The sequence below is a fragment of the Streptomyces sp. NPDC039480 genome (assembly GCF_055597165.1).
The window spans coordinates 450,020-474,520 of sequence record NZ_JBVITX010000002.1 but is presented as its reverse complement, the minus strand read 5'-3'; the positions used below and the strand labels follow the sequence as shown (position 1 = coordinate 474,520).

25 protein-coding genes are annotated in these 24,501 nt (G+C 71.8%); 18 read left to right on the top strand and 7 right to left on the bottom strand.

Annotated elements, in window-relative coordinates:
* Nucleotides 1-23: 23 nt before the first annotated feature.
* The 4 genes from ACZ56E_RS08185 (at nt 24) to ACZ56E_RS08170 (ending at nt 2,776) form a co-directional block, all read left to right on the top strand.
* Nucleotides 24-1,658: an acyl-CoA carboxylase subunit beta gene (locus tag ACZ56E_RS08185; RefSeq protein ID WP_471212286.1), complete on the top strand. Its 1,635-nt coding sequence runs from the start codon at nt 24-26 to the stop codon at nt 1,656-1,658.
* Nucleotides 1,659-1,703: 45 nt separating this feature from the next.
* Nucleotides 1,704-1,910, top strand: a complete 207-nt coding sequence (locus ACZ56E_RS08180; RefSeq protein WP_398300569.1) for an acyl-CoA carboxylase subunit epsilon — start codon at nt 1,704-1,706, stop codon at nt 1,908-1,910.
* Nucleotides 1,911-1,981: 71 nt separating this feature from the next.
* Nucleotides 1,982-2,110, top strand: a complete 129-nt coding sequence (gene mmpB, locus ACZ56E_RS08175) for a morphogenic membrane protein MmpB (protein WP_361170439.1) — start codon at nt 1,982-1,984, stop codon at nt 2,108-2,110.
* A gap of 57 nt (nt 2,111-2,167) precedes the next feature.
* Nucleotides 2,168-2,776, top strand: a complete 609-nt coding sequence (locus ACZ56E_RS08170; RefSeq protein ID WP_398300568.1) for a nucleoside triphosphate pyrophosphatase — start codon at nt 2,168-2,170, stop codon at nt 2,774-2,776.
* Between the two features lie 2 nt (nt 2,777-2,778).
* Here ACZ56E_RS08170 and ACZ56E_RS08165 read toward each other — a convergent pair whose 3' ends face one another.
* Nucleotides 2,779-3,210, bottom strand: a complete 432-nt coding sequence (locus ACZ56E_RS08165) for a hypothetical protein (protein WP_471212283.1) — start codon at nt 3,208-3,210, stop codon at nt 2,779-2,781.
* A 386-nt stretch (nt 3,211-3,596) separates the two neighbouring features.
* Here ACZ56E_RS08165 and ACZ56E_RS08160 point away from each other — a divergent pair, with 386 nt between their 5' ends.
* From ACZ56E_RS08160 to ACZ56E_RS08145, 4 genes are all read left to right on the top strand, one after another.
* Nucleotides 3,597-5,369 (top strand): acetyl/propionyl/methylcrotonyl-CoA carboxylase subunit alpha, encoded by a 1,773-nt coding sequence (locus ACZ56E_RS08160; protein ID WP_468604835.1) that lies wholly within the window; start codon nt 3,597-3,599, stop codon nt 5,367-5,369.
* A gap of 138 nt (nt 5,370-5,507) precedes the next feature.
* The gene (locus tag ACZ56E_RS08155) at nt 5,508-6,344 is read left to right on the top strand and encodes a hypothetical protein (RefSeq protein WP_471212281.1); all 837 of its coding nucleotides are present in this window, start codon (nt 5,508-5,510) and stop codon (nt 6,342-6,344) included.
* The gene (locus ACZ56E_RS08150; protein WP_471212279.1) at nt 6,344-6,523 is read left to right on the top strand and encodes a hypothetical protein; all 180 of its coding nucleotides are present in this window, start codon (nt 6,344-6,346) and stop codon (nt 6,521-6,523) included. The genes ACZ56E_RS08155 and ACZ56E_RS08150 overlap by 1 nt, the downstream gene beginning before the upstream one ends.
* A 136-nt stretch (nt 6,524-6,659) precedes the next feature.
* Nucleotides 6,660-7,223, top strand: coding sequence for a TetR/AcrR family transcriptional regulator (locus ACZ56E_RS08145; protein WP_471213107.1), 564 nt, complete (start codon nt 6,660-6,662; stop codon nt 7,221-7,223).
* A 42-nt stretch (nt 7,224-7,265) separates the two neighbouring features.
* On the opposite strand, the gene ACZ56E_RS08140 is transcribed toward ACZ56E_RS08145, so the two are convergent.
* On the bottom strand, nt 7,266-8,237 hold the full coding sequence (locus ACZ56E_RS08140) for a DeoR/GlpR family DNA-binding transcription regulator (RefSeq protein ID WP_471212277.1): 972 nt from the start codon (nt 8,235-8,237) through the stop codon (nt 7,266-7,268).
* A gap of 176 nt (nt 8,238-8,413) precedes the next feature.
* Nucleotides 8,414-9,862 carry an NAD(P)H-quinone dehydrogenase gene (locus tag ACZ56E_RS08135; protein WP_471212276.1) on the bottom strand — a complete coding sequence of 483 codons (1,449 nt, stop codon included), beginning with the start codon at nt 9,860-9,862 and terminating at the stop codon, nt 8,414-8,416.
* 121 nt (nt 9,863-9,983) lie between these two features.
* Here ACZ56E_RS08135 and ACZ56E_RS08130 point away from each other — a divergent pair, with 121 nt between their 5' ends.
* From ACZ56E_RS08130 to ACZ56E_RS08115, 4 genes are all read left to right on the top strand, one after another.
* Nucleotides 9,984-10,421: a gamma-glutamylcyclotransferase family protein gene (locus ACZ56E_RS08130; protein ID WP_362998771.1), complete on the top strand. Its 438-nt coding sequence runs from the start codon at nt 9,984-9,986 to the stop codon at nt 10,419-10,421.
* Nucleotides 10,422-10,534: 113 nt separating this feature from the next.
* Complete coding sequence (locus tag ACZ56E_RS08125) at nt 10,535-11,359, top strand: purine-nucleoside phosphorylase (RefSeq protein WP_362998769.1); 825 nt, start codon at nt 10,535-10,537, stop codon at nt 11,357-11,359.
* Between the two features lie 760 nt (nt 11,360-12,119).
* Nucleotides 12,120-13,796 (top strand): phospho-sugar mutase, encoded by a 1,677-nt coding sequence (locus ACZ56E_RS08120; protein ID WP_471212273.1) that lies wholly within the window; start codon nt 12,120-12,122, stop codon nt 13,794-13,796.
* A 152-nt stretch (nt 13,797-13,948) separates the two neighbouring features.
* Nucleotides 13,949-15,217: a hypothetical protein gene (locus ACZ56E_RS08115; protein WP_471212272.1), complete on the top strand. Its 1,269-nt coding sequence runs from the start codon at nt 13,949-13,951 to the stop codon at nt 15,215-15,217.
* A 35-nt stretch (nt 15,218-15,252) separates the two neighbouring features.
* Here the strand turns inward: ACZ56E_RS08115 and ACZ56E_RS08110 are convergent, their stop codons facing one another.
* On the bottom strand, nt 15,253-15,915 hold the full coding sequence (locus ACZ56E_RS08110) for a PH domain-containing protein (RefSeq protein ID WP_468604825.1): 663 nt from the start codon (nt 15,913-15,915) through the stop codon (nt 15,253-15,255).
* Nucleotides 15,916-16,003: 88 nt separating this feature from the next.
* Here ACZ56E_RS08110 and deoC point away from each other — a divergent pair, with 88 nt between their 5' ends.
* The 3 genes from deoC to ACZ56E_RS08095 are packed head-to-tail and all read left to right on the top strand — an operon-like array spanning nt 16,004 to nt 19,283.
* The gene (gene deoC / locus ACZ56E_RS08105) at nt 16,004-16,942 is read left to right on the top strand and encodes a deoxyribose-phosphate aldolase (RefSeq protein ID WP_398301411.1); all 939 of its coding nucleotides are present in this window, start codon (nt 16,004-16,006) and stop codon (nt 16,940-16,942) included.
* A 3-nt stretch (nt 16,943-16,945) separates the two neighbouring features.
* On the top strand, nt 16,946-18,385 hold the full coding sequence (locus tag ACZ56E_RS08100; protein ID WP_471212269.1) for an aldehyde dehydrogenase family protein: 1,440 nt from the start codon (nt 16,946-16,948) through the stop codon (nt 18,383-18,385).
* Nucleotides 18,378-19,283: an aldehyde dehydrogenase family protein gene (locus tag ACZ56E_RS08095; protein WP_471212266.1), complete on the top strand. Its 906-nt coding sequence runs from the start codon at nt 18,378-18,380 to the stop codon at nt 19,281-19,283. Before ACZ56E_RS08100 ends, ACZ56E_RS08095 begins: the two co-directional genes overlap by 8 nt.
* Nucleotides 19,284-19,361: 78 nt before the next feature.
* On the opposite strand, the gene ACZ56E_RS08090 is transcribed toward ACZ56E_RS08095, so the two are convergent.
* Nucleotides 19,362-20,096 carry a TetR/AcrR family transcriptional regulator gene (locus ACZ56E_RS08090; protein WP_471212263.1) on the bottom strand — a complete coding sequence of 245 codons (735 nt, stop codon included), beginning with the start codon at nt 20,094-20,096 and terminating at the stop codon, nt 19,362-19,364.
* Nucleotides 20,097-20,207: 111 nt separating this feature from the next.
* On the opposite strand from ACZ56E_RS08090, the gene ACZ56E_RS08085 reads away from it, so the two are divergent.
* Together ACZ56E_RS08085 and ACZ56E_RS08080 are read left to right on the top strand one after the other, a co-directional pair.
* On the top strand, nt 20,208-20,813 hold the full coding sequence (locus ACZ56E_RS08085; protein ID WP_471212261.1) for an NADPH-dependent FMN reductase: 606 nt from the start codon (nt 20,208-20,210) through the stop codon (nt 20,811-20,813).
* Between the two features lie 27 nt (nt 20,814-20,840).
* On the top strand, nt 20,841-22,379 hold the full coding sequence (locus tag ACZ56E_RS08080) for an MDR family MFS transporter (protein WP_471212259.1): 1,539 nt from the start codon (nt 20,841-20,843) through the stop codon (nt 22,377-22,379).
* Here ACZ56E_RS08080 and ACZ56E_RS08075 read toward each other — a convergent pair.
* Nucleotides 22,376-22,762 carry a hypothetical protein gene (locus ACZ56E_RS08075; protein ID WP_471212257.1) on the bottom strand — a complete coding sequence of 129 codons (387 nt, stop codon included), beginning with the start codon at nt 22,760-22,762 and terminating at the stop codon, nt 22,376-22,378. The two genes, ACZ56E_RS08080 and ACZ56E_RS08075, sit on opposite strands and share 4 nt — an antisense overlap.
* Nucleotides 22,763-22,954: 192 nt before the next feature.
* Here ACZ56E_RS08075 and ACZ56E_RS08070 point away from each other — a divergent pair, with 192 nt between their 5' ends.
* The gene (locus ACZ56E_RS08070; RefSeq protein ID WP_468604812.1) at nt 22,955-23,593 is read left to right on the top strand and encodes a uridine kinase family protein; all 639 of its coding nucleotides are present in this window, start codon (nt 22,955-22,957) and stop codon (nt 23,591-23,593) included.
* Between the two features lie 152 nt (nt 23,594-23,745).
* Here ACZ56E_RS08070 and ACZ56E_RS08065 read toward each other — a convergent pair whose 3' ends face one another.
* Nucleotides 23,746-24,489, bottom strand: a complete 744-nt coding sequence (locus ACZ56E_RS08065; protein ID WP_471212256.1) for a SigE family RNA polymerase sigma factor — start codon at nt 24,487-24,489, stop codon at nt 23,746-23,748.
* Nucleotides 24,490-24,501 lie beyond the last annotated feature (12 nt).

The following is a 24,501-nucleotide window of genomic DNA, read 5'->3' as shown; positions in this document are numbered from 1 at the left end:
AGCAGGCAGGGAGCCGCATCCCGATGTCCGAGCCGGAAGAGCCCAACGTGCCCGCGTCAGACCGCACCGCCGAAGACGGCGCCATCGACATCCATACGACCGCGGGGAAACTTGCCGACCTGCAGCGCCGCATCGAGGAGGCCAAGCACGCGGGCTCGGCCAGAGCGGTGGAGAAGCAGCACGCCAAGGGGAAGCTGACGGCGCGCGAACGCATCGAACTGCTGCTCGACGAGGGTTCCTTCGTCGAGTTCGACGAGTTCGCGCAGCACCGGTCCACCAACTTCGGCCTGGAGAAGAACCGGCCGTACGGCGACGGCGTCGTGACCGGTTACGGCACCGTCGACGGCCGCCCGGTCGCCGTGTTCTCGCAGGACTTCACCGTCTTCGGCGGCGCGCTCGGCGAGGTCTTCGGCCAGAAGATCGTCAAGGTCATGGACTTCGCGCTGAAGACCGGCTGCCCGGTCGTCGGCATCAACGACTCGGGCGGCGCCCGCATCCAGGAGGGCGTCATGGCCCTCGGGATGTACGGCGAGATCTTCCGCCGCAACACGCACGCCTCAGGTGTCATCCCGCAGATCAGCCTGGTCGTCGGCCCCTGCGCGGGCGGCGCGGTCTACTCCCCCGCGATCACCGACTTCACGGTCATGGTCGACCAGACCTCGCACATGTTCATCACCGGCCCCGACGTCATCAAGACCGTCACCGGTGAGGACGTCGGCTTCGAGGAGCTGGGCGGCGCCCGCACGCACAACGCGACGTCGGGCGTGGCGCACCACATGGCGGGTGACGAGAAGGACGCCATCGAGTACGTCAAGTCCCTCCTGTCGTACCTCCCTTCGAACAACCTCAGCGAGCCGCCCGCCTTCCCCGAGGAGGCGGACCTGGCGCCCACGGACGACGACCTGGCGCTGGACACGCTGATCCCCGACAGCGCCAACCAGCCGTACGACATGCACGGCGTCATCGAACACGTCCTGGACGACGGCGAGTTCTTCGAGACGCAGCCGCTGTTCGCGCCGAACATCCTCACCGGCTTCGGCCGCGTCGAGGGCCACCCGGTCGGCATCGTCGCCAACCAGCCGACGCAGTTCGCCGGCTGTCTGAACATCGACGCCTCCGAGAAGGGCGCCCGCTTCGTCCGCACCTGCGACGCGTTCAACATCCCGGTCATCACCTTCGTGGACGTGCCGGGCTTCCTGCCGGGCGTCGAGCAGGAGCACACGGGCATCATCCGGCGCGGCGCGAAGCTCATCTACGCGTACGCGGAGGCCACCGTCCCGCTGATCACGGTCATCACGCGCAAGGCCTTCGGCGGCGCGTACGACGTGATGGGCTCCAAGCACCTGGGCGCCGACCTGAACCTCGCCTGGCCGACCGCGCAGATCGCCGTCATGGGCGCGCAGGGCGCGGTGAACGTCCTGCACCGCCGCACCATCGCCGCCGCCGGCGACGAGGCCGCCCAGGAGGCGACCCGCGCACGGCTCATCCAGGAGTACGAGGACGCCCTCCTCAACCCGTACACGGCGGCCGAGCGCGGCTACGTGGACGCGGTGATCATGCCGTCCGAAACTCGCTCCCACCTCGTACGCGGTCTGCGTCAGCTGCGCACGAAGCGGGAATCCCTCCCTCCGAAGAAGCACGGCAACATCCCCCTCTAGACCCCTTCAACCGTCCAGACCCTTCCGAACCCCCAAGGAGGGCTCATGATCAAGGTCGTACGGGGCAACCCGACGCCCGAGGAGCTCGCCGCCGCCCTGGCGGTGGTCCAGGTGCGCGCCGCGGCCGTCGCCGGCGAGCCGTCCGGCGCGCCCGCGCTGCCCGACTCCTGGGCCGACCCCGCGCGGGTGGCCAGGCACCGGCTGCCCGCACCGTCCCCGACGGCGTGGGGCCGCACGTACTGGCCCGGCTGAGTCGGTGGGGCCGGGGAACCTGAGTACGCGTACTCAGGCGTCCCGGCCCGCCCGGTCGCAGTATCGGATGCATGCTGTGGTCGGATCCGGAGGACAACCCTCCGAAGGACATGAGGGACCTCCAGGCGAAGATGCGCCGCGCCGGACTGGTCCTCGCCCTAGCCATGGTGGTGGCGATGTTCGTCCTCGGCATCCACTGACCGCGCCCCGGTATCCACCGACTGCGCGCGTCCGGGCGTGCTCGCTACGCTGACCGCATGAGTGATCAGCCCCGCCGTCTCGTCCTCGCCTCCCAGTCCCCCGCCCGGCTCGGCCTGCTCCGGCAGGCGGGCCTCGCCCCCGAGGTGATCGTCAGCGGGGTCGACGAGGACAAGGTGTCCGCGCCGACCCCCGCCGAGCTCGCCCTCGCCCTGGCCGAGGCCAAGGCGTCCGTGGTCGCCGCGCGGCCCGACGCGAAGGGCGCGCTGGTCGTCGGCTGCGACTCCGTCCTCGAACTGGACGGCAGGGCGCTCGGCAAGCCGGCCGACGCCGAGGAGGCCACGGCCCGCTGGAAGGACATGCGCGGCCGCGCGGGCGTGCTGCAGACGGGCCACTGCGTCTACGACACCGTCTCCGGGCGGTACACGTCGGCGACCGCCTCGACGGTGGTCCGTTTCGGCGAGCCCTCCGACGACGAGATCGCCGCGTACGTCGCGAGCGGCGAACCGCTGCACGTGGCGGGCGCGTTCACGCTGGACGGCCGCTCGGCGCCGTTCGTCGAGGGCATCGAGGGCGACCACGGCAACGTGATCGGCCTCTCCCTGCCGCTGCTGCGCCGCCTCCTCGCGGAACTGGGCGTGGGCATCACGGAGTTGTGGCGCAAGTAGCCTCAGGCGGCCTGGGGGGCGGCCACTTCGCCCTCCTGCTGCGCCTTCTTCTCGTACGCCACGAGCGTGAGGACGATCAGGCCGAGCACGGCCATCATGAAGGCGAACGCGGCCCAGCCCACCAGGCCGACGCAGAAGGCGCCGAGCAGCGCGTGCACGACGGCGCAGCTGATCAGGAGCACCCGCCCGAAGGCGCCGGGGGCGCGGTCGCGCACGGCGGCACGGGCGAGGACGAAGGCGCACAGGGCGAGATACCCGCCGATGAGGGCGCCGGCGATCCAGGTCGACACGGACATCGCCCGCGGGTCGAGGCCCGCGAGGGACATCTTCTGGTTGTCGACGACCTGGCCGAGGAACCAGTTGAGGAGCGCGAGGCCGACCGCCTCCGCGAGGAGAACGATCGCGCCCACCCAGGCCACCGGTCTGCGCGCCACGGCGCCCCACCCTCTTCCGCTGCTGTTACCCGTAGTACGTCGAAGCCATCGCGAACGCTACATGGGGGCGCCCCCTGCTCATCAAGAGCTCGGGGGAGGGTAAACCGGGGGACAAGAGCTGTGTCGAGGGCAAAGAATCATTGGGCCATTCGTAGGGACTCCACAAAGAAAGCCCCGGGTCCGCAGCGCTGACTCACAGAGACCTTGGCCACACCGGAGGGCTACGCTGCCGTGGAGGGACCCTGCGTATCGCGGTACGACAAGGGATTTCACGAACCTAGCCGGTCTCGAGTCACACTCCGTGTGGGCAAGCTCACCATTGGGGACGGGTCGTAAGCCCGTGTCGGCAGTCCCTAAACTCGGCTTGTTTCAAGGAGGGAGCCATCGTGCGCAAGGTGCTCATCGCCAACCGTGGCGAAATCGCTGTCCGCGTTGCCCGGGCATGCCGGGATGCAGGGATCGCGAGCGTAGCCGTCTACGCAGACCCTGACCGGGACGCGCTGCATGTACGGGCAGCCGATGAGGCGTTCGCGCTGGGCGGTGACACTCCGGCCACCAGCTACCTGGACATCTCCAAGGTGCTGGCCGCGGCCAAGGACGCGGGGGCGGATGCCATCCACCCCGGCTACGGCTTCCTTTCGGAGAACGCCGACTTCGCGCAGGCCGTCATCGACGCGGGCCTGAACTGGATCGGCCCGCCGCCGCAGGCCATCCGTGACCTGGGCGACAAGGTCGCCGCGCGGCACATCGCGCAGCGCGCCGGTGCCCCGCTGGTCGCGGGCACGCCCGACCCGGTCTCCGGCGCCGACGAGGTCGTCGCCTTCGCCGAGGAGAACGGCCTGCCGATCGCGATCAAGGCGGCGTTCGGCGGTGGCGGCCGCGGTCTGAAGGTGGCCCGCACCCTCGAAGAGGTGCCGGAGCTGTACGACTCGGCGGTGCGCGAGGCCGTGGCGGCCTTCGGCCGCGGCGAGTGCTTCGTGGAGCGCTACCTCGACAAGCCGCGGCACGTGGAGACCCAGTGCCTGGCCGACAAGCACGGCAATGTGGTCGTCGTCTCGACCCGTGACTGCTCGCTGCAGCGCCGCCACCAGAAGCTCGTGGAGGAGGCGCCCGCGCCGTTCCTGACCCCCGAGCAGAACGCCGAGCTGTACGCCGCCTCCAAGGCGATCCTCAAGGAGGCCGGCTACGTCGGTGCGGGCACCGTCGAGTTCCTCGTCGGCGTCGACGGCACGATCTCCTTCCTGGAGGTCAACACCCGTCTGCAGGTGGAGCACCCGGTCACCGAAGAGGTCTCCGGCATCGACCTGGTCCGCGAGATGTTCCGCATCGCCGACGGCGAGGAGCTCGGTTACGGCGACCCCGAACTGCGGGGTCACTCCTTCGAGTTCCGTATCAACGGCGAGGACCCGGGCCGCAACTTCCTGCCCGCGCCCGGCACCGTCACCACGTTCGCGCCGCCGTCGGGCCCCGGTGTCCGTCTGGACGCGGGCGTCGAGTCCGGCTCGGTCATCGGCCCGGCCTGGGACTCGCTCCTGGCCAAGCTGATCGTCACGGGTGCCACCCGTGAGCAGGCGCTCCAGCGTGCCGCCCGCGCGCTGGAGGAGTTCGAGGTCGAGGGCATGGCCACCGCCATCCCCTTCCACCGCGCCGTCGTCAAGGACCCGGCGTTCGCGCCCGAACTGACCGGCTCGACCGGCCCGTTCACGGTCCACACCCGCTGGATCGAGACGGAGTTCGTCAACGAGATCAAGCCGTTCACGGCTGCCGCGGACACCGAGACGGACGAGGAGCCGGGCCGCGAGACGGTCGTCGTCGAGGTCGGCGGCAAGCGTCTGGAGGTCTCGCTGCCCTCCTCGCTGGGCATGACCATCGCGCGCACCGCGGCGGCGGGCGGCGCCCGTCCCAAGCGCCGCGCGGCCAAGAAGTCCGGCCCGGCCGCCTCCGGCGACAGCCTCGCCTCGCCCATGCAGGGCACGATCGTGAAGGTCGCGGTCGAGGAGGGCCAGGAGGTCAAGGAGGGCGACCTGGTCGTCGTCCTGGAGGCCATGAAGATGGAACAGCCGCTGAACGCGCACCGCTCGGGCACGGTCAAGGGCCTCACCGCGGAGGTGGGCGCGAGCCTGACCTCCGGTGCGGTGATCTGCGAGATCAAGGACTGAACCGCGAGAGCGGAGTGACATACCGCCGGGCCGGGCTGGATCTTCCAGCCCGGCCCGGCGGCGTACTCACCACCGCAACCGCCCCTGCCCGCCCCGCGTCTTCTCCCCCGTAGAGCCGAAGACCACGGGGGGACTTCAGTGACACGTACGGGGGACGTACTGTGCCTGCTGGCCGCGGCAGGCGTCATCACAGCAACCGGCTGGCTCGCGGCCACCGCCGACACCGGACAGCGTTACGAGGCGGGACTCGTCCTGGGCCTCGCCGCAGGACTCTCCGTGGCGCTCCTGCGCCGCTTCACCCGCCTGCCACTGGGGCGCCGCCGCCCCTACACCTTCGCCCTGCCGCTGCCCGCACCCGACTGGCGCGCCCCGCTGCCGGACCCGGGCTGCGATCCGGAGGCCCTGCGGCCGCACGCCGAGCGCCGCGCCGCGCTGCTCAGCGACGCGTCCGCGCTCGGCGACACACTGGACCACACCTGCTCGCTGCCGCCGCAACTCCGCGCCGAACTGGCCCTGTTCGCCGTCACGGCGGCCATCCAGGCGAGCAACTCGGTGATCCTCCCGCCCTGCGAAGGACCGCTGAGCCCCGACCCGGCGTACGACACCGCGCACGCGCTCGGGGAGCTCGTCGCGGCCGTCGAGTTCAGCCGCATCGGGATGCGCGCCCTGGAGGCCCTGGTGACGGAGCAGCCGCTGCGGCCCGACCCGCCCTGCTACTTCAACCCGCTGCACGAGCGCGGCGCCGTCTCCGTCGGGGAGGTCGCCGCCTGCCACGGCTGCGCGAAGGCGCCCGTGCCGCTCCTGGTGCCGTCGGCGGCGGGCCCGGTGCCGTACTACGAGAGCGACGCCGTCGACCGGCGCTGGCGGCTGCTCGGCTATGGCGCGGTGCCGCAGGACAACGGCGCCACGATGATCGCCGCGGCGCGCGACGGCTTCCGTCCGAGCCCCGCGAAGCACCGTACGAAGGTGAGTTGATGATCATGGGGGAACTGGCCGCCGGGGTGCTGACCGGACTCGCCGTCGGCACCTGCGTCACGTATCCGCTGGTGCTCCGGCTGGCCCGGAACCTGCGCGGCGGCGCCCTGCCGCCGCACCGGCGCGAGCGCAGGGCCAGGGCGGAGCTGGACGCCTTCTTCACCCGCCGGGAGTCCTGACCCGGGCCGAGCCCGCCGGGTGGGCTGGCAGTGGCATCCTTGAGGGACGCGTACGTTCACGAAGGGTGCGGGGATGACGACCGGCATGAGCCAGCAGGCGAGGGCGCCGCGGCAGGCGGCACAGTCGGCGCGCACCATGCGGGCCGACGCCCGCCGCAACTACGACAGGCTGCTCGCCGAGGGCCGCGCCGCCTTCGCCGAGCACGGCACGGGCGCCTCCCTGGAGGACGTGGCCCGCCGCGCGGGCGTCGGCATCGGCACGCTCTACCGGCACTTCCCGAACCGGCACGCGCTGGTGAGCGCGGTCTGGGAGGACGCCGTGAGCGACCTGCTCGCGCGCTCGCGCGCACTGCTCGACGACCCGCAGCCCTGTGCGGCACTCGTGGTGTGGCTGCGCGCCATCATCACTCATGCGGGTGAGTACCGCGGCCTGTCGAGCGCCCTCATGACGGCGTCGCACGACGACACTTCGGCGCTCGCGCGGTGCAGCAAGCCGATGCGCGAGGCCGGTGCGGCGCTGCTCGTCCGCGCGCAGGAGGCAGGGGCGGTGCGCCCCGACGTCTCCATCTCCGACCTGCTCCAGCTGACCAACGCGATCTCGCTGGCGGCCGAGGAGACCCCGGACGATCCGGAGCTGGCCGACCGCCTGCTCACGCTGACCCTGCGGGGCCTGAAGGCCGACGGGCAGGCGGCGGCGTAACACCGCGCCCCCGTCGCGCTCCCGGCCCCGCGGCCGGTTCGGTCAGCGGCGGCGCAGGTCCGCGACCCGCGCCGCCCGCTCCCCGGGCGGCTGCTCCCCGAGGATCGCGCTGCGCAGCTGCTGGCCGGGGCCCGTCCCGTGCGTACGGCGCTGACCCGGCAGGGGCACGTCCCGGCGCGGCTGGCGCCCCGCCGGGACGGAATCGACACCGGGGCCGGCGTTGGGGCCGATGGCACCGCCGGCCACCGTGATCTGCACGCCCTGGTCGGCCAGCGCCTGCAGCTCCGTGGCGGCCCGGTCGTCGTGGCCCGGCGGCTCGTCCGTGACCAGGCGGGTGATGACGTCCGTCGGCACCGTCTGGAACATCGTGTCGGTGCCGAGCTTGGTGTGGTCGGCGAGGACCACGACCTCGGCCGCCGCCTGGACCAGCGCGCGGTCCACGCTCGCGGAGAGCATGTTGGACGTGGAGAGGCCGCGCTCGGCGGTCAGACCACTGCCCGAGAGGAACGCGCGGGACACCCGCAGCCCCTGGAGGGACTGCTCGGCCCCGCTGCCCACGAGGGCGTAGTTCGAACCGCGCAGGGTGCCGCCGGTCATGACGACTTCCACCCGGTTGGCGTGGGCCAACGCCTGTGCCACCAACAGGGAATTGGTGACGACGGTCAGGCCGGGCACCCGCGCGAGCCGGCGGGCCAGCTCCTGCGTGGTCGTACCCGCCCCGACGACGATGGCTTCGCCTTCTGCGACGAGTCCCGCCGCGAGATCGGCGATAGCCGTCTTCTCGGCGGTCGCGAGATGTGATTTCTGCGGAAAGCCGGACTCCCGCGTGAATCCGCCCGGCAATACCGCACCGCCATGTCGGCGATCGAGGAGTCCTTCTGCCTCCAGCGCGCGCACGTCCCGCCGTACGGTCACTTCGGAGGTCTGGACGACGCGGGCGAGCTCACGGAGCGATACCGCCCCGTTGGCCCGCACCATTTCGAGGATCAATTGGCGACGTTCTGCAGCGAACACGAAACTGACAGTAACCCCAACGACCGTCTGCTTTCAGCAGTTTGCGCCGAATTACAGAAGTTGTGCGCACCGCAGGGTGGGAAGTGGTATAGGTGCTTACTCTGAGTGCCTATGCCGCGCAAATGGGCGACAACACTGCGTGACCTGCGGAGAGTTGATTCGGAACGCCGCGCGGATCAGCCCTCGCCCGCCGTCTTCCGGGTGTGGAGCTGACGCGCCACCTCGGCGATCGACCCCGAAAGCGACGGGTACACGGTGAACGCATTCGCGATCTGCTCGACCGTCAGATTGTTGTCGACCGCGATCGAGATGGGATGGATCAGTTCCGAAGCGCGCGGTGCGACAACCACACCGCCGACCACGATGCCCGTTCCCGGCCGGCAGAAGATCTTGACGAATCCGTCGCGGATGCCCTGCATCTTCGCGCGCGGATTCCGCAGCAGCGGCAGTTTGACGACGCGGGCGTCGATCTTGCCGGCGTCGACGTCGGACTGGCTGTAGCCGACGGTCGCGATCTCGGGGTCGGTGAAGACGTTCGCCGACACGGCCTTCAGATTCAGCGGCTGCACCGCGTCGCCCAGGAAGTGGTACATCGCGATGCGCCCCTGCATGGCGGCGACGGAGGCCAGCGCGAAGATCCCGGTCACGTCACCGGCCGCGTAGACGCCCGGCGCGGAGGTGCGCGACACCTTGTCGGTCCAGATGTGCCCGGAGTCCTTCAGCTTGACCCCGGCCTCCTCCAGCCCCATGCCGCTGCTGTTCGGAATGGCGCCGACCGCCATCAGGCAGTGCGTGCCGGAGATGACGCGGCCGTCGGCGAGCGTGACCTCGACCCGGTCCCCGACCCGCTTGGCGGAAGCGGCACGCGAACGGGACATCACGTTCATCCCGCGACGCCGGAAGACGTCCTCCAGGACGGCGGCGGCGTCGGGGTCCTCCCCCGGAAGCACCCGGTCCCGACTCGACACGAGGGTCACGTTCGACCCGAGGGCCTGATAGGCGCCGGCGAACTCGGCACCCGTCACACCCGAGCCGACCACGATGAGCTCCTCGGGCAGCTCGTCGAGGTCGTACACCTGCGTCCAGTTCAGGATCCGCTCGCCGTCGGGCTGCGCGTCCGGGACCTCGCGGGGGTGGCCGCCGGTCGCGATCAGCACAGCGTCGGCGACGAGGGTCTCCTCGCTCCCGTCGGCGGCCCGGACCACGACCTTCCGCGACCCGTCGGTGTCCTGCTGCCCTTCCAGGCGCCCGCGACCGCGCAGCACGCGCGCGCCCGCACGCGTGACGGACGCGGTGATGTCGTGGGACTGCGCGAGCGCGAGCCGCTTCACACGGCGGTTGACCTTGCCCAGATCGACGCCCACCACGCGCGCGGGGCTGTCGATGTGGGGGGTGTCGTCCGCGACGATGATCCCCAGCTCCTCGTACGAGGAGTCGAAGGTGGTCATCACCTCGGCCGTGGCGATCAGAGTCTTCGACGGCACGCAGTCGGTGAGCACCGACGCCCCGCCCAGACCGTCGCAATCGACGACGGTCACCTCCGCGCCGAGCTGGGCGGCCACGAGCGCCGCCTCATATCCGCCGGGTCCGCCACCAATGATCACGATCCGAGTCACGTACTCCATTGTCCCGCACGCTTCAAGGTGGTCACGCGCCGGGGCCCTCCGTCCGTGCGAGGACCCCCCGTCCGGGCGGTCCTTCCACTTCAGGAGGGGCGTACTTGATTGCTGCCGTACCCTCGACGTCATGTCGCTCTACGCCGCGTACGCCGGCAATCTGGATCCGCGGCTCATGTCACGCCGCGCCCCGCACTCACCGCTGCGCGCGACCGGCTGGCTGAACGGCTGGCGGCTCACCTTCGGCGGGGAGCACATGGGCTGGGAAGGCGCGCTCGCCACCCTCGTCGAGGCCCCCCGCTCCCAGGTCTTCGTCACGCTCTACGACATCGCCCCCATGGACGAGGACTCCATGGACCGCTGGGAAGGCGTCGGGCTCGACATCTACCGGCGCATGCGGGTCCGCGTGCACACGCTGGAGGGCGAGGAACCTGCCTGGGTGTACGTCCTCAACGGATACGAGGGCGGGCTGCCCTCCGCGCGTTACCTGGGCGAGCTGGCGGACGCCGCCGAATCGGCCGGAGCCCCCCACGACTACGTGATGGAACTCCGCAAACGCCCCTGCTGACGTCACCGCTCAGCACCGTTCGCCACTCTCGTCGGAAACGACAAGACAACGATCGGAATCCCGTGAGCATCGTCATCTACGCGCGTAGGCCATAAACGGCTACTCTCGTCCGCGTGAACGCTTCAGTTATTCCGGACGACATCCAGGGCGACCCCTACGCCTCCGCCGACGCCGCCGCCGCGCGCCTGCGCGAGCTGACGGGCGCCGAGACCCACGACGTCGCGCTCGTGATGGGCTCCGGCTGGGCGCCGGCCGTCGACGCGCTGGGCGAGCCCGAGGCCGACTTCGCCGTCACCGAGCTGCCCGGCTTCCCGCCGCCGGCGGTCGAGGGGCACGGCGGCCGCATCCGCTCCTTCAAGATCGGCGACAAGCGCGTCCTGGTCTTCCTGGGCCGCACCCACTACTACGAGGGCCGTGGCGTGGCCGCCGTCTCGCACGGTGTCCGCACCGCCGTGGCCGCCGGCTGCAAGACCATCGTGCTGACCAACGGCTGCGGTGGCCTCCGCGAGGGCATGCGCCCCGGTCAGCCGGTGCTGATCAGCGACCACCTCAACCTGACGGCGACGTCCCCGATCATCGGCGCGAACTTCGTCGACCTCACGGACCTGTACTCGCCGCGGCTGCGCGCCCTGTGCAAGGAGATCGACCCCTCCCTCGAGGAGGGCGTCTACGCCCAGTTCCCCGGCCCGCACTACGAGACGCCTGCGGAGATCCGCATGGCCCGCACGATCGGTGCGGACCTGGTCGGGATGTCCACGGTTCTCGAGGCCATCGCCGCGCGCGAGGCGGGTGCGGAGGTCCTCGGTATCTCCCTCGTCACGAATCTTGCCGCGGGCATGACGGGTGAGCCTCTGAACCACGAGGAGGTCCTCCAGGCGGGGCGCGACAGCGCCACCCGGATGGGGGAGCTGTTGGGCAAGGTCCTCAACCGCATTTAACGGGCGGGGGCGCCTTGACCGGGGGCGGCTCCCTGGTCGACCTCCCTGTGCCGCCTCCGTGCGTGCCCGGACCAGCCCGCCGCTTCGCGGCGGATGTCTCCCACCCACCCACCCGTTTGCCCCGCGACGTCCCGCGGGGGCAGGGGCGGGTGGGTGGGGAGCTCCCCGGACGTCCGGCGGGGGTCGGGCGGGTGGGAGAGGGCTCCTGGGCCGCCCGGCGGAAGTAGGGGCGGGTGGACGGGGGAGCTCCCGGGACGCCCGGTGGAAGTAGGGGCGGGCGGGAGGAGGTCTCCCGCGCCGTCCAGCGGAAGTAGGGGCGGGCGGGAGGAGGTCTCCCGTGCCGTCCAGCGTGGGCCCCCGGGAGGGCGGCCCGCGCTAGACGCCCCACGGAGCCCAGCTACCCGCCAGCACCGCTTGCGTTTAATGTCGGCGCTTCGGTGGGAGCAGAGGAGGCGGCGGGGTGGCGTTCGAGTCGTCCTGGGCCGTCCCACGGAACGCAGGCGAGGGACGACACCGAACCGGGAGCCGCGCAGGGCCGGGCCCCCACCGGGCCGCAGCCGCCAGCGCGCCCGAGGGGACGTGGGGGTATGTGCGAACGGAGCACCGAGCACACCATGGCGCCTTTGTCCGTGCAGCGCGGCGCAGGGATGGCGAGTACGCACATACCCCCGCGGCCCCGCCCCACAGACGAACAAAAGGCGAGACGGCCCGCCCAAGGCGCCCCCGCCAGACAACGCGTACACGAGAGGCTGAAGAAATCGTGCAGGACACCTCTGAACTCATCGCGCGGGCCCGGGCCTGGCTGGCCGAGGACCCGGACCCCGAGACCCGCGAGGAGCTCGGCAAGCTCATCGACGCCCAGGACGTCGACGAGCTGACCGCACGCTTCGCCGGCACCCTCCAGTTCGGCACCGCCGGCCTCCGCGGCGAACTCGGCGCGGGCCCCATGCGGATGAACCGCTCCGTAGTGATCCGCGCCGCCGCCGGCCTCGCCGCGTACCTCAAGGCCCAGAGCGGACAGGCCCAGGGCGGAAAGGGCACCCCCGGCGGCACCGGCGGCCTCGTCGTCATCGGCTACGACGCCCGCCACAAGTCCGCCGACTTCGCCCGCGACACCGCCGCCGTCATGACCGGCGCCGGCCTCCGCGCCGCCGTCCTCCCCCGCCCCCTCCCCACCCCGGTGCTCGCCTTCGCCATAAGGCACCTCGGCGCGGTGGCGGGCGTAGAGGTGACGGCCAGCCACAACCCCCCGCGCGACAACGGCTACAAGGTCTACCTCGGCGACGGTTCCCAGATCGTGCCGCCCGCCGACGCGGAGATCGCCGCGCAGATCGACGCGATCGCGAGCCTCCACGACGTCCCGCGCCCCGAGTCCGGCTGGGAGACCCTCACGGACGACGTCCTCGACGCCTACCTGGCCCGCACGGACGCCGTCCTCTCCCCCGGCTCCCCGCGCACCGCCCGCGCCGTCTACACGGCGATGCACGGCGTCGGCAAGGACACCCTCCTCGCCGCCTTCGCCCGCGCCGGCTTCCCCGCGCCCACGCTCGTCGCCGAGCAGGCCGAGCCGGACCCGGACTTCCCCACGGTCGCGTTCCCGAACCCGGAGGAGCCGGGCGCGATGGACCTGGCCTTCGCGACGGCGGCCCGCACCACCCCCGCTCCCGACCTGATCATCGCCAACGACCCGGACGCGGACCGCTGTGCCGCCGCCGTCAAGGACGGCGCCGAGTGGCGGATGCTCCGCGGCGACGAGGTCGGCGCCCTCCTCGCCGCGCACCTGGTCGAGCGCGGGGCGCAGGGCACGTTCGCCGAGTCGATCGTCTCCTCCTCCCTGCTCGGCCGGATCGCCGAGAAGGCGGGCCTCCCGTACGAGGAGACCCTGACCGGCTTCAAGTGGATCGCCCGCGTCGACGGCCTGCGCTACGGCTACGAGGAGGCGCTCGGCTACTGCGTCGACCCCGAGGGCGTACGCGACAAGGACGGCATCACGGCGGCGCTGCTCCTCACCGAGCTGGCCTCCGAGCTGAAGGAGCGGGGCCGCACGTTCCTCGACCTCCTCGACGACCTGGCCCTGGAGCACGGCCTGCACGCCACCGACCAGCTGTCGGTCCGCGTGGAGGACCTGTCCGTGATCGCGGACGCGATGCGCCGCCTGCGCGAGCAGCCGCCGACGGAGCTCGCGGGCCTGCCCGTGACGAAGGCGGAGGACCTGACGCAGGGGACGGACACGCTGCCGCCCACGGACGGCCTGCGCTACACCCTCGACGGCGCCCGCGTCATCGTCCGCCCGAGCGGCACGGAGCCGAAGCTGAAGTGCTACCTGGAGGTGGTGGTCCCGGTCGGGTCCAGGACGGACCTCCCCGCGGCCCGCACCCGGGCGACGGACACCCTCGCCGCGATCAAGCGCGACCTCGCGGCGGCGGCGGGCATCTGACCCGTCCCGCGTGCGCGGGCGGAGACCACGCGAGGCCGGACCACCCGTCCGAGTGGTTCCGCTGACGCAACTGCCGCAGTGCCCCGGTGCGCTGCCGGTCCCCCAGGAAGGGAGGACCGGTAGCGCACTTTCACGTTCCGGGAGCCGCCGCAGTGCCGTACGGATTCTCCGAGCCCTCGACCGCCGTCCCGTCCCGCGTCCCCGCGTCCAGGAGCCCGCAGGGCGGGCCGTCCGCGCCCCGGGGGCCGATGGCGCACGCGGCCCGCGCCCTGCGCCACGCCGCGCCCGCCCTCGCCGCGTACACGGCCGTACGCGGGCTCGGCCTGCTCGTGTTCACCCTGTGGGCGCACCGCGACGGCCGCGGGGTGCGGCATCTGCTCATGGAGTCCTGGGACTGCGACTGGTACCTGCGGATCGCGAGCGACGGTTACGCCCACGAGCTCGGCACCCGCATCGACGGGAACAACCTCGCCTTCTTCCCGCTGTACCCGTCCCTCATCAGGGCGGGCGACGCCCTGCTGCCCTGGCTCCCGCGCGGCGCGGCGGGCCTGTCGGTCTCGGTGGCCGCCTCGCTGCTCGCGGCGTGGGGGATCTTCGCGGTGGGCGACCGGCTGTACGGCCGTCGGGCCGGGATCGTCCTCGCGGTGCTCTGGGGCAGCCTGCCGGTCGCTCTCGTGCAGTGGATGGGCTACACGGAGTCCCTGTTCACCGCGGTCTGCGCCTGGTCGCTGTACGCGGTGCTCAGCGGCCGCTGGCTGTGGGCGGGCTCCCTGGCCGCCCTGGCGGGGCTCACGCGGCCCACGGGGGTGGCGCTCGCCGCGGCGGTGTCCCTGACGGCGCTGCTCGCCCTGCGCGGGGCCTTCTCCGCACGATCGGCCGCGCGAGCCACGGCGCGAGCCACGGCGCCAGCCACCGCACGGTCCGCCGTACGCCCGCTCCTGGGCGCCGTCCTCGCCCCCCTCGGCTGGCTCTCGTACGTCGGCTGGGTGGGCCTGCGCCTGGGCCGCTGGGACGGCTACTTCGCCGTACAGAAGCTGTGGCGCAACGAGTGGGACGGCGGCGTCGGGACACTGCGGCGGATGCGGGACCTGTTCCTGGCCGAGCGTCCCGCGCTGTTCGTGGCGATGGTGACGGCGGTCCTGCTGGCCTCGGTCGTGCTCTTCGTCCTGTCGGCGGGCGACCGGCAACCGCTGCCCCTGCTGGTCTTCAGCGGCCTGCTGCTCCTCATCGTGCTCGGGAGCAGCGGCGTCTACTTCCCGCGGGCCCGCTTCCTCCTCCCCGGCTTCCCGCTGCTGCTCCCGGTGGCCGTGGCGCTGGCGCGCGCGAGGACGCACGTCCTCGTGACGGTGCTGACCTCGGCGGCGCTCATGTCAGCCGTGTTCGGCGGCCACATGCTCCTGGGCTGGCACGGCCCTCCGTAGACGACCCCGCCTCTCCGTAGCCCTCAGGTCGCCCCTCAGGCCACCGCCAGCACCACCGCGAGCAGCACGGCCCCCGCCACGCACGGCGCGACGATCTCGTACGCCCAGCGCACCACCGGCTCGCCCTGCGCGGTCTCCGCGTCGGCGCGCTGCTCGGCGAGTTCGCGGAGCTCGTCCATGGACTGGTCGCCCGAGGCGCGGTTGGGCGGTGCGTGGGGGTCGAGGAAGGGGCGGCCCCCCGTGGGGTCGCCGGACGCGGCGGCCTGCGACTGCCGGCGCGCCGCCTTCTTGCGGCCGCGCAGCGAGACGGGGATCGCCCAGAGCTGGAACTTGGCTCCGGCGTTGGTGAGGACCTCGTTCGAGTAGCCGGAGCGGAGCGTCGCGACGGACGCCCAGGGCAGCGTGATGGTCCTGAAGGGGTTGCGGACGCGGAGCCGGTCGTCGTTGGCGTACACGGCGGGCCGCACGGTGAACGCGACGACGAGCGGCACGGCGAAGAGCAGCCCGGCGAGCGCGAGCCAGGGGGTGCGGCCCTCGCCGCGGATCGCGGCGTCGATGCCGAGCCAGGCGCCGAGGGCGAGCAGCAGGACACCGCCGGCGATCCCGGCGGGGGACCGGAAGGTGCGGTCCTTGTACGCGGGCTCGGCCTCGGGGTTCCGGGAGTCGCTCATACCCTGGTGCTTCTGAGGGTCGCTCATACCCTGATTCTGCCTGAAGCCCCGTACCGGGGTCCGGCCCCCACCCCTGTACAGCAGCTACGCGCGTAGATATGCTCCCCTCGTGACCATGCCCACTGCATTCGCTGACGTGACCGCGTCCGAGAGCACGCTCCGCCGCTTCCTGCACGGACTGCCCGGCGTCGACGCGGTCGGCCTGGAGGCGCGTGCCGCCTCGCTCGGTACCCGTTCGATCAAGACCACGGCGAAGGCGTACGCCATCGACCTGGCCATCTCCATGATCGACCTGACGACGCTGGAGGGCGCCGACACCCCGGGCAAGGTCCGGGCGCTCGGCGCGAAGGCCGTCAACCCCGACCCCACGGACCGTGGCACGCCGCGCACCGCGGCCGTCTGCGTCTATCCGGACATGGTCGCCACCGCCAAGGAGGCCGTCGCGGGCAGCGGCGTGAAGGTCGCGTCCGTCGCGACCGCCTTCCCCGCGGGCCGCGCGGCCATCGAGGTGAAGCTCGGCGACGTGCGCGAGGCGGTCGCCGCCGGCGCCGACGAGATCGACATGGTCATCGACCGGGGAGCCTTCCTCTCCGGGGACTACATGACGGTGTTCGAGCAGATCCGCGCCGTGAAGGAGGCCTGCGGCACCGCCCGCCTGAAGGTCATCTTCGAGACCGGTGAGCTCTCGACGTACGACAACATCAAGCGCGCCAGCTGGATCGGCATGATCGCGGGCGCCGACTTCATCAAGACCTCGACCGGCAAGGTCGGCGTCAACGCCACCCCTTCGAACACCCTGCTGATGCTGGAGGCCGTCCGCGACTTCCGCGCGCAGACCGGGGTGCAGATCGGCGTGAAGCCCGCGGGCGGCATCCGCTCGACCAAGGACGCGGTGAAGTTCCTCGTCCTGGTGAACGAGACGGCGGGCCCGGACTGGCTGGACAACCACTGGTTCCGCTTCGGCGCCTCGTCGCTCCTCAACGACCTGCTGATGCAGCGCCAGAAGCTGGCCACCGGCCGCTACTCCGGCCCTGACTACGTGACGGTGGACTGACCCATGACCTCCACTCCTTTCGAGTACGCACCCGCGCCGGAGTCCCGCTCCGTCGTCGACATCGCCCCGTCGTACGGCCTGTTCATCGACGGCGAGTTCACCGAGGCCGCCGACGGCAAGGTCTTCAAGACCGTCTCGCCGTCCACCGAAGAGGTCCTCTCCGAAGTCGCGCAGGCCTCCTCCGAAGACGTCGACCGCGCGGTGCAGGCCGCCCGCAGGGCCTTCGTGAAGTGGTCGGCGCTGCCGGGCGCCGAGCGCGCCAAGTACCTGTTCCGCATCGCCCGGATCATCCAGGAGCGCAGCCGCGAGCTGGCCGTCCTGGAGACGCTGGACAACGGAAAGCCGATCAAGGAGACCCGCGACGCGGACCTCCCCCTGGTCGCCGCGCACTTCTTCTACTACGCGGGCTGGGCCGACAAGCTCGACCACGCGGGGTACGGCGCGAACCCCCGGCCGCTCGGCGTCGCGGGCCAGGTCATCCCGTGGAACTTCCCGCTCCTGATGCTGGCCTGGAAGATCGCCCCGGCGCTCGCCACCGGCAACACGGTCGTCCTGAAGCCCGCCGAGACGACCCCGCTGTCCGCGCTCTTCTTCGCGGACATCTGCCGCCAGGCGGGCCTGCCCAAGGGCGTCGTCAACATCCTCCCCGGGTATGGCGACGCGGGCGCGGCCCTGACCGCCCACCCCGATGTGAACAAGGTGGCCTTCACCGGCTCCACCGCCGTCGGCAAGGCGATCGCCCGCCAGGTCGCGGGCACCGACAAGAAGGTCACGCTCGAACTGGGCGGCAAGGGCGCGAACATCGTCTTCGACGACGCCCCCATCGACCAGGCCGTCGAGGGCATCGTCACCGGCATCTTCTTCAACCAGGGCCAGGTCTGCTGCGCCGGTTCGCGCCTCCTCGTACAGGAGTCGATCCAGGAGGAGCTGCTCGACTCGCTCAAGCGCCGTCTGTCGACGCTGCGCCTCGGCGACCCGCTCGACAAGAACACCGACATCGGCGCCATCAACTCCGCCGAGCAGCTGGCCCGCATCACCACGCTCGCCGAGACCGGCGAGGCGGAGGGCGCCGAGCGCTGGTCGCCCGCGTGCGAGCTCCCCACGTCCGGCTACTGGTTCGCGCCGACCCTCTTCACGAACGTGACGCAGGCGCACACCATCGCCCGCGACGAGATCTTCGGCCCGGTCCTGTCCGTGCTCAGCTTCCGCACGCCGGACGAGGCCGTCGCCAAGGCCAACAACACGCAGTACGGCCTCTCCGCCGGCATCTGGACGGAGAAGGGCTCCCGCATCCTCGCGGTCGCGAACAAGCTCCGTGCGGGCGTCGTCTGGGCCAACACGTTCAACAAGTTCGACCCGACCTCGCCCTTCGGCGGCTACAAGGAGTCGGGCTTCGGCCGCGAGGGCGGCCGCCACGGTCTGGAGGCGTACCTCGATGTCTGACAAGTCCGAGCAGCAGCGACTTGGCGTCTTCAAGACCTACAAGCTGTACGTGGGGGGCAAGTTCCCCCGCAGCGAGAGCGGCCGGGTGTACGAGGTGACCGACACGAAGAACACGTGGCTGGCCAACGCGCCGCTGTCGTCCCGCAAGGACGCCCGTGACGCCGTGGTGGCCGCCCGCAAGGCGCAGGGCGGCTGGGCCGGCGCGACCGCGTACAACCGCGGCCAGGTCCTCTACCGCGTCGCCGAGATGCTGGAGGGCCGCCGCGACCAGTTCGTCCGTGAGGTCGCCGAGGCGGAGGGCCTCTCCAAGTCCAAGGCCGCCGCCCAGGTCGACGCGGCGATCGACCGCTGGGTCTGGTACGCGGGCTGGACCGACAAGATCGCCCAGGTCGTCGGCGGCGCCAACCCGGTCGCGGGCCCGTTCTTCAACCTGTCGACGCCCGAGCCGACCGGTGTGGTCGCGGTCCTCGCGCCCCAGGAGTCGTCGCTCCTCGGCCTGGTCTCGGTGCTCGCCCCGGTGATCGCGACGGGCAACACGGCCGTCGTCGTCGCCGCCGAGAAGTCGCCGCTCCCCGCCCTCTCGCTGGGCGAGGTCCTTGCGACCTCGGACGTCCCGGGCGGTGTGGTCAACATCCTCACCGGGAAGACCGCCGAGATCGCGGCCCCGCTCGCCGCCCACCAGGACGTCAACGCGATCGACCTGACGGGCGCGGGCACGGAGCTCGCCCGTGAGCTGGAGATCGCGGCCGCGGACAACCTCAAGCGCGTCCTGCGTCCACAGCCTGTGGACACGGACTGGACCGCCGACCCCGGCACGCGCCGCCTGACGGCGTTCCTCGAGACCAAGACGGTCTGGCACCCGACGGGTTCGCTGGGCGCGTCCGGCTCGGCCTACTAGCCACTGCCGCACGGCGAAGCCCCGGCCTCCTCCGTCCAGGAGGCCGGGGCTTCGCCATGTTCAGGGTGCGAGGCCGTTTCAGGGTGCGAGGCCGAGCCTGACCGCGATGCCGTCCAGGACGCAGTCGAGGCCCGTCTCGAACTGCCAGGCCGCGTCGTCCTTGCGCCCCGCCGCCAGGGCGTAGCGCTGATAGGCCGGGTAGCGGCCGGTCTCCATCAAGTACCTCATCTGCGGCGCGAGCCCTCGGCGCGTGTCGTCGCCGCTGGTCCAGCCGTTCTCCTCCATGTACTGGCGCAGTGCCACCTCCGACTGGCTGACGCCGTGCACATAGGCGCCGACCGTGCGGAAGGCCGCCATGGTCGTGTCGGCGTCGAGTCCGTGCCGCTCCAGCGCGGCGAGCTGGCGGTCCGCCATCGCCATGCGGTTCGGCGTCAGGGCGAAGTGCGGTGTGGGGAGCTGGGCGAGCCAGGGGTGGTTCAGCATCAGCAGCCGGCTCGCGACGGCGTAGGCGCGCAGCACCTCGCGCCAGCCGGTCACCTCCGCCGGCACGACGATCTCGGCCGTCACCCGGTCGACCATGAGCGCCCACAGGTCGTCCTTGCCTGAGACATGGCGGTACGCGGCCATGGGCGCGACGCCCAGCTCGGTGGCGAGGCGGCGCATCGTGACGGCGGCGAAGCCCTCGGCGTCGGCGACCTTCACGGCGACTTCCGCGATCTTCTGCGGCGTCAGCGCGGCGCGCTGCGTGGCTGCCGGGCGCTCCATGCGCTCCCAGAGCGAGACGTCGGGTTCGCTCTTCTTCTGTGTGGCCATGCGTACACCGTATCCCCAGTAGACGCCGTACACATCGGTGTGTACGTTGTACGCACAGGATACGCCGTACACATTCCGCCCGTCCTCACGCACACACTTCAGGGACACCCCATGACCGCGCACACCTCGGCCCCGCCCCCGCTCCGCGTCGCCGTCCTCGTCGGCAGCACCCGCGAGGGCCGCTTCGCCCCCGTCGTCACCCAGTGGATCAAGGGCCATCTCGACCAGCGCGCCGACATGACCGTCGACGTCGTCGACCTGGCCGAGACCCCGCTCCCCACGGTCCTCCCGGCCTTCGGGCGGCCGCCCGCGCCCGGCACCGAGGAAGCCCTCGCGCTGGTCTCCCCGCGCCTGGCGGCGGCCGACGCCTTCGTCTTCATCACGCCGGAGTACAACCACAGCTATCCCGCGTCCCTGAAGAACGCCATCGACTGGCACAACAAGGAGTGGCACGCCAAGCCCATCGGCTTCGTCTCCTACGGCGCCATCTCCGGCGGCCTGCGCGCGGTCGAGCACCTCCGCGTCGTGATGGCCGAGCTGAACGCGACGACCATCCGCAACACGGTCAGCCTGCACAACGCGTGGGGCCTGTTCGACGACGAGCAGCGCATGACGGAGCCCGCGAGCGACGCCGCCGTCAAGGTCATGCTCGACCAGCTCGCCTGGTGGGCCCTGGCGCTCCGCGACGCCAAGGCCAGCCGTCCGTACGCCGCCTGACGCCACGTCACGACCCCGGGGGAAGCCATGACCCAGACCACGAATCAGCGCACCGAACCCGCCGAGGAACCAGCGGACGCCCCGGAACTCCCGTCGCGCCTCGTCATCCTCGGACTCCTGCTCGGCATCATCCTGGCGACGCTCGACGGCACGATCGTCGGCACCGCGCTTCCGACGATCGTCGGCGACCTCGGCGGCCTCGGCCACTTCTCCTGGGTGGTGACGGCCTATCTGCTGACCACCGCCGTCTCCACCCCGATCTGGGGCAAGGCCGGCGACCTGTACGGCCGCAAGGGCAGCTATCTGACCTCGATCGTGGTCTTCCTCGTCGGCTCCGTGTTCTGCGGACTCGCCCAGAACATGGAGCAGTTGATCGCGTTCCGCGCCCTCCAGGGGATCGGCGCGGGCGGCCTCTTCGTGGGTGCGCTCTCCCTCATCGGGACGCTGCTGCCGCCCGCGCAGGCCGGGCGCGCGCAGTCGATGATCGGCGTGCTGCTGCCGGTCGCGATGATCGGCGGCCCGCTGCTCGGCGGCTTCCTCACCGACCAGTTGGACTGGCGCTGGGTCTTCTACGTCAACGTGCCCGTCGGCGTCGCCGCGCTGCTGCTCGTCGGCGTCCTCGTCAAGCTGCGCACCGAGCGCCGCACGGCCCGGATCGACTACGCGGGCACCGCACTCCTGGCGGCCGGCATCCTGGCGCTGACGCTGCTCGGGACGTGGGCCGGATCGACGTACGACTGGTTCTCCCCGCAGATCGCCGGTCTCGCGCTGCTCGCGGCGGCCGCGCTCGCCGCCTTCGTACGGGTGGAGCGCCGCGCCCCCGAACCGATCGTCCCGCCCCGCCTGTTCCGCGACCGCAACTTCACGCTCGCCCAGGTCCTCACCTTCCTCGCGGGCGCGGCGATGCTGGGCGCGGCCAGTTACCTGCCGCAGTACATGCAGTTCGTGCGCGGCATGTCGTCGACGGAGAGCGGCCTCCTGCTGCTGCCGCTGATGCTGGGCATGATGGGCGCGCAGCTGTACATCGGCCGGGCGGTGGGGAACGGCGGCGGGTACCGGGCGTATCCGATCGTGGGCGCCGCCGTCGCCACGGCGGGCGCCCTGGCCCTTCTGGCGGTCGGCGTGGACACGGCCACGGCGGTGGCGTCCGCGCTGACGTTCGTCCTCGGCGCGGGTCTCGGCTGTCTGCTGCAGCCGTCGCTGCTGATCACGATGAACAGCGCGGAGCTCCGCGACATGGGGGCGGCCAGCGGCACGAACACGCTCCTGCGCACCATCGGCGGCTCGCTCGGCGTCGCGGTGCTCGGCTCGGTCTTCACCGGCCGTCTGACCGACACCCTCACGGACCGGCTCGGCCCGGACGGGGAGCGTCTCGCGGGCGGCCACGAGCTGACCCCCGCGGTGCTCGGCGGCCTCCCCGAGCCGGCGCGGGACGCCTTCCGGGCCGGGGTCACCAGCGGCCTGCACGGCGTCATGATCGGCACGGCCGCGCTCTGTGCGGCCACCTTCGCGGCCGCCTGGCTGATCCGCGAGGTGCCGCTGCGCTCCCGGCCGAGCAGCTCCTAGCGGGGCAGCAGCGGGCCCACCACCGGAAGCTCGCCCAGGGACGCGCCGCTGGCCAGCGGACCGGTGGCGATCGCGGTGCTGACCGGCTTGAAGTCCGCGACCTGCGTGCCGAGGGTGTTGCTGAGCGGGTCGACGCTGGTGTTGGCCAGCGGGTCGAGCTGGAGGTCCCTGACCGGGGCGAGCCCGCCCTTCGTCGAGTGCTCAAGCGCCGTCACGAGGCCCTGCACCGGGCTGCCCGCGTCGATGTCGTCGAGCGGCGCGGCACCGGCGACCCCCGTGCCGCCGACACCGAGGGCGGCTCCCGCGGCGGTGACGGTGAGGCCGACGCGGAGCAGTGCGCGCGAGCGGGCCCGGGGGGACTTGTTCACTGAGTGTCGTGCCATGGGTAGCGCCCACATCCGTAGGTATCGAGTAATCAGGCGAGCACGTAGCGTAGTTGAGTGGTGGCGTGCGTACCAAAGGCCGACTCGCCGGACGGGCTCCGCAACCCCCTTCCCGGTTGATAATGGCTCCCGACCACGCTGACGAGCCGTGTCGGGAGATGCGGTCCACCCCAGGTGCAAAGGTTCACAGAATTGGGCTCCCATCCCCCGATACCGACCCGCGTCGTGCTGCTCACGGGCCCCTCAGGCTCGGGGAAGTCGTCGTTCGCCGCCCGCTCCGGGCTGCCCGTCCTGTGCCTCGACGACTTCTACAAGGAAGCCGGCGACCCGACGCTGCCGCAGGTGCCGGGCAGCGCGGACATCGACTGGGACTCCCCGGCCTCCTGGGACGCGGACGTGGCGGTCGCCGCCATCGAGGAGCTGTGCCGGACGGGGCACACGAAGGTTCCGGTGTACGACATCGCGACCAGCTCGCGCGTCGGCCAGGAGGTGCTGGACATCCAGCGCACGCCGCTGTTCATCGCGGAGGGCATCTTCGCGGCGGACATCGTGGAGCGGTGCCGGGAGCTCGACGTGCTCGCCGACGCGATCTGTCTGCGGGGCCGGCCGTCGACCACCTTCCGGCGCCGGCTGCTGCGGGACCTGCGAGAGGGCCGCAAGTCCGTGCCGTTCCTGCTGCGGCGGGGGTGGCGGCTGATGCGCGCCGAGCGCGCCATCGTGACGCGGCAGGCCGCGCTGGGGGCGCACCCCTGCGGGAAGGACGAGGCGCTGGGCCGGGTCGCGGCCGCCGCGGCGGGCCGGTGCGTATCGGCGCGGGCCGAGGTCGCGTAGCCGACGGAGGCAGCGCCCGGAAAAGCAGAAGGACCGGAAAGACCCCCCGGCCTTCCGGTCCTCTACTTGATTCCCCCGTGCTTTCCCCGTGCTTCCGCCGCGTCCCCCCGGAGCGACGGCCCCCGTGCTTCCCCCGTGTCCCCCTCCGATCCTCAGGCGACCAACTCGCCGAAGGACTCCTCCTGGTCACGGCCGAAGCTGAGGACCTCGTCCTCGCGCAGCCGGCGGAGCGACCGCCAGATGCTGGACTTCACCGTGCCCACGCTGATGTCGAGGATGTCCGCGATCTCGGGGTCCGTACGACCCTCGTAGTAGCGGAGCACGAGCATCGTCCGCTGCAGTTCGGGGAGGCGGGCCAGGGCCTGCCAGAGAACCGCGCGCAGCTCCGTGCCGCGCATCGCGTCCGTGTCGCCCACCGTCTCCGGCAGCTCCTCGGTCGGGTACTCGTTCAGCTTGCGGCGGCGCCACGCGCTGATGTGCAGATTGGTCATGGTGCGGCGGAGGTAGCCCCCGACCGCGGCCTTGTCGCTGATCCTGTCCCACGCCCGGTACGTCGAGAAGAGGGCGCTCTGGAGCAGGTCCTCGGCCTCGAAGCGGTCGCCGGTCAGGTGGTAGGCGGTCGCGTACAGGGAGGCGCGGCGCTCCTGGACGTAGGCGGTGAACTCCGCCTCCGACAGGGACTTCCGCTCCCCCGGGCCCTCCCCGTACGCGGCTCCCCCGTGAGCCCCGTGTCCCCCCTGACAGGAGTCAACCACCGTCATGTACGCGGTGTGCTGACGCCCGGTGCCGCGAGCGCACCCCCGCCCGCTCACGGCACCGGACTTCTCAGATCCCCGCCCGACGTCGTGAAGACGCGTGACAACTGCGCTTGAGCTGGTGCTGTGCAGCGTATTCATCTCGCGCCCCCC